General features: G+C 42.7%; 3 protein-coding genes. All 3 read right to left on the bottom strand.

What is annotated here, in order from left to right; genetic code table 11:
• Nucleotides 1-142: 142 nt before the first annotated feature.
• A complete protein-coding gene (locus O9316_RS09235; RefSeq protein WP_298205678.1) occupies nt 143-1,084 on the bottom strand; it encodes an L-threonine 3-dehydrogenase in 942 nt (313 codons plus the stop codon).
• Between the two features lie 297 nt (nt 1,085-1,381).
• Complete coding sequence (locus tag O9316_RS09230) at nt 1,382-2,719, bottom strand: ammonium transporter (RefSeq protein WP_298205677.1); 1,338 nt, start codon at nt 2,717-2,719, stop codon at nt 1,382-1,384.
• A gap of 427 nt (nt 2,720-3,146) precedes the next feature.
• Complete coding sequence (locus O9316_RS09225) at nt 3,147-3,530, bottom strand: DUF3427 domain-containing protein (protein WP_298205684.1); 384 nt, start codon at nt 3,528-3,530, stop codon at nt 3,147-3,149.
• Nucleotides 3,531-3,670: the final 140 nt, after the last annotated feature.

The following is a 3,670-nucleotide window of genomic DNA, read 5'->3' as shown; positions in this document are numbered from 1 at the left end:
GTGTGGTTTGACGTTGATTGTAGTGTTTGAAATTCATGTCTAATCATCTGTAAATCAGATATAAATATACAAATTGCAACTCTTTTATGCAAGAAAAAACGTAAAAAAAAACCGTCTCAAGTTGTGAGACGGCTTCTTTTTGTTATTTCCGTAAATTCTCCAACATCACTTGGGTCATTGCACTCATGTCGTATTTGTGTTTCCAACCCCAATCGGTGCGTGCACAAGAGTCGTCAATCGAGGCCGGCCAGGAATCGGCAATCTTTTGTCGGAAGTCGGGGTTGTACGTAATCGTAAAATCAGGAATGTGCTTGGTGATTTCGGCGGCAATTTCGGCAGGGGTAAAACTGATCCCCGCTAGATTATAGGAGGAACGAATTTTAATCGCCTCCGCGTCGGCTTGCATGATTTCAATGGTGGCGCGAATCGCATCTGCCATGTACATCATGGGTAGTTTGGAATTGTCGCGCAAGAAACATTCGTATTTTCCGTCCTCCAAGGCTTTGTGGTAAATGTCTACGGCATAATCGGTAGTCCCACCGCCCGGTTCAGAGGTCCAGCTAATCAAGCCCGGGTACCGAATACTGCGCACATCAACCCCATATTGGTGGTGGTAGTATTCGCACCAACGTTCGCCCGTTTGTTTTGAAATCCCATACACCGTTGTGGGTTCCATAATGGTGTATTGCGGCGTGTTTTCTCGCGGCGTCGTCGGGCCAAATACCGCAATACTCGAAGGCCAAAAGATTTTTTTAATCTTCCCCGCTTTGGCCAAATTCAACACGTGAAACAAAGAATTCATGTTCAAATCCCAGGCAAAGGCCGGATTCTTTTCAGCGGTAGCCGACAAGAGTGCCGCCATCAAATACACGTCGGTAATGTGGTATTTTTCAATTAAATGTTCGATTTGGTTGTAATCGAGTGCGTTGACGACTTCAAAAATCCCCGTATTGACAATGTCGATATTGAGTTTGCGAATATCTGAAGCGACCACATTTTCAACCCCATACTGCAATCGGAGTTGTGCGGTCAACTCGGTGCCTATTTGCCCACAGGCTCCGATGATTAAAATTTTAGTAGTCATGTAGTGGTTTGTTTGTAGGGCAAAGATAGCGGAATGAGTTGAAAGTCGCAGTTTTCAGTCGCAGTTTTCAGTGGCTAGTGATTAGTGACTAGTGATTAGTGATTAGTGACTAGTGACTAGTGACTAGTGGCTAGTGATTTGTGACTGGTAACTAGTGTGTAGAAAGTGTATGGAGTGGAATTGTTTAGAAGTGTAAAGAGTGGATGGGTTTAATAAGTGTAATACCGTTAGTTTATTTAGACGTGAAAAGGACAATTCATTTTCAAATCTTCAAATCATCACATTTTCAAATCAAAATCACACTTTCTCCCCGTGCTGTGACAAGTCCAAGCCCAGTTGTTCCGATTCTTGGCTCACGCGAATGGGGATAAGGAAGTTGGTGAGTTTGAACAAAAGAAAGGCGCCGCCAAAGGTAAAGGCAGACACCAAGACCAGTGCGGCCATGTGGTGCCCAAAGACCGACCAACCTCCATGGATAAGGCTGGCGTTTTCCCCCTGCGCGAAAAGGGCGGTGAGAATCATTCCCATAATTCCGCCCACTCCGTGACAGGCAAACACATCTAGGGTATCGTCAATTTGCTGTAAGCGTTTCCAGTAGACCATGGTGTTGGACACCAAAGCGGTAATGAAACCAAAAAAGATGCTTTGCGGAACGGTCACATACCCTGCCGAGGGGGTGATCGCTACGAGTCCGACTACGGCACCAATACAAGCACCTAAAGCTGATACTTTGCGCCCGTTGAGGCGGTCAAAGAATACCCAGGTAAGCATGGCTGCGGCAGAGGCAATCGTGGTGGTAGCAAAGGCGAGGGCAGCGGTGGCGTTGGCGGCAAGGGCCGATCCTGCATTGAATCCAAACCACCCAAACCAGAGGAGTCCGGTGCCGAGCAGTACAAACGGAATGTTGGTGGGAATATGTTCGTTGTTTTGTCGTTTTCCGAGCACGATAACCCCGGCCAGTGCGGCAAATCCGGCGCTCATGTGAACGACGGTGCCGCCGGCAAAATCTTTCACCCCAAAATAACCACCGAGAAGGCCGTGAGGGTGCCAAATCATGTGGCATAAGGGGGCGTAGATCAACAGGGTAAACAAACTAATAAATAATAAAAACGAAATAAAACGGATACGTTCGGCCAGTGCCCCGGTGATAATCGCGGGCGTGATGACGGCAAATTTCATTTGAAACAACGCATACAAAATAAAGGGGAGCGTGTTTCCTAGGGTTTGGTGGGGCAAAAAGGCTACGCGGTCAAAAAAAGCAAAATCGATGGGATTGCCAATGAGGCCATAGTATTTTCCGTCGAGGGTAATGCCGATGGGGTCGCCAAAGGAAAGGCTAAACCCGACGACTACCCAGAGCAAACTAATGACGCCCAAGCAGATAAAACTTTTGAGCATGGTGGAAATCACATTTTTCTTCCCAACCATTCCGCCGTAGAAGAACGAAAGTCCCGGGGTCATGAGCAGCACAAGGCATGAGGACGTCAAGATCCAAGCGATATCGGCGGAGTTGAGTTGGTCGGTTGTGCCAAAGGGAGTTTCCGCCACGGGATCGGTATGCGGCCACACCAACCCTGCCACGGCCACAATGGTTATCATCACAAAAGCCGACACCCAACGTTTTTCCAATTTCATATAATTACCCTTATTTTGGTAGGGTAAAATTATAAATTATACTATATTTTAAGTAAAACAAAGTAAAAAATTAAGGGGTATAGCTTAACTTTTATCAGTTTTTTAAAAAATAACCTATTTTTTTATGGGGTTGTAAATACGAAAACGATTTTTTAGCAATTAGCTGTTAGCAATTAGCAATTAGCAATTAGCTGTTAGCAATTAGCGATTAGTAAATTGTTACCGGGGATCATTGATTAGGGACTGTTAGGTTACTCAGGAGCCAAGAAAATCAGCTTCTTAGTTTCTTAACGACTATCAAAACAGTGCTGTATTAGTGCTGTATCAGTGCTATATCAGTGCTATATCAGTGCTGTATCAGTGCTATATTTTATATGGATATAACAGAAAATTGGGTGTAAAGGATAAGATAGAGATGAAAGAAGGGTTAGATGTTTGCTTCTGTCAAGTAGTTATATAAATTATCTTCAACGGGAACATTCATTTTGAAAACAAGGGTAACAACATTGACATCTTTTCCTTTATCATCTTTTAATTTGTCGTTTTTGAATGATGAATCGATGGGCTGTACATCACCCATATAATAAAAATCAGTTCCCTCATCGTTGCTTTTTTTTATGAATAAAGGAAGTCTAATTTTGTTTTCACGAATTGTAATGACATCAGGACTTTTAAGGGTTCTTTTTGATTTTGACATCCATTGAAATTCAAATTTGTTAATGAAACCATCTTTGTATTTAGTTGTACCTGAAATGTCATCAGACTTATGATAATTCACAAAAATTGGACAATTAGTTTTATCAGAACTAATTAGTCATCCCTTAAAAAACAAATAACTGTCTGATTGTTATTTTATTACAATAAAATTTAGCTAGAAATAGATGATAATTATTGCCAAAAATGGTATATTTGAGTATAAAATAGTGGCAATATGTTAGGCAAAATAAAACC

Source organism: Flavobacterium sp., from assembly GCF_027533505.1.
GTDB lineage: Bacteria > Bacteroidota > Bacteroidia > Flavobacteriales > Flavobacteriaceae > Flavobacterium.
This window is presented reverse-complemented; position numbering and strand designations above follow the sequence as displayed.

Coding starts and splice junctions, on each gene's coding strand:
- O9316_RS09230 (WP_298205677.1), bottom strand. CDS start 2,719: ATGAAATTGGAAAAACGTTGGGTGTCGGCTTTTGTGATGATAACCATT.
- O9316_RS09235 (WP_298205678.1), bottom strand. CDS start 1,084: ATGACTACTAAAATTTTAATCATCGGAGCCTGTGGGCAAATAGGCACC.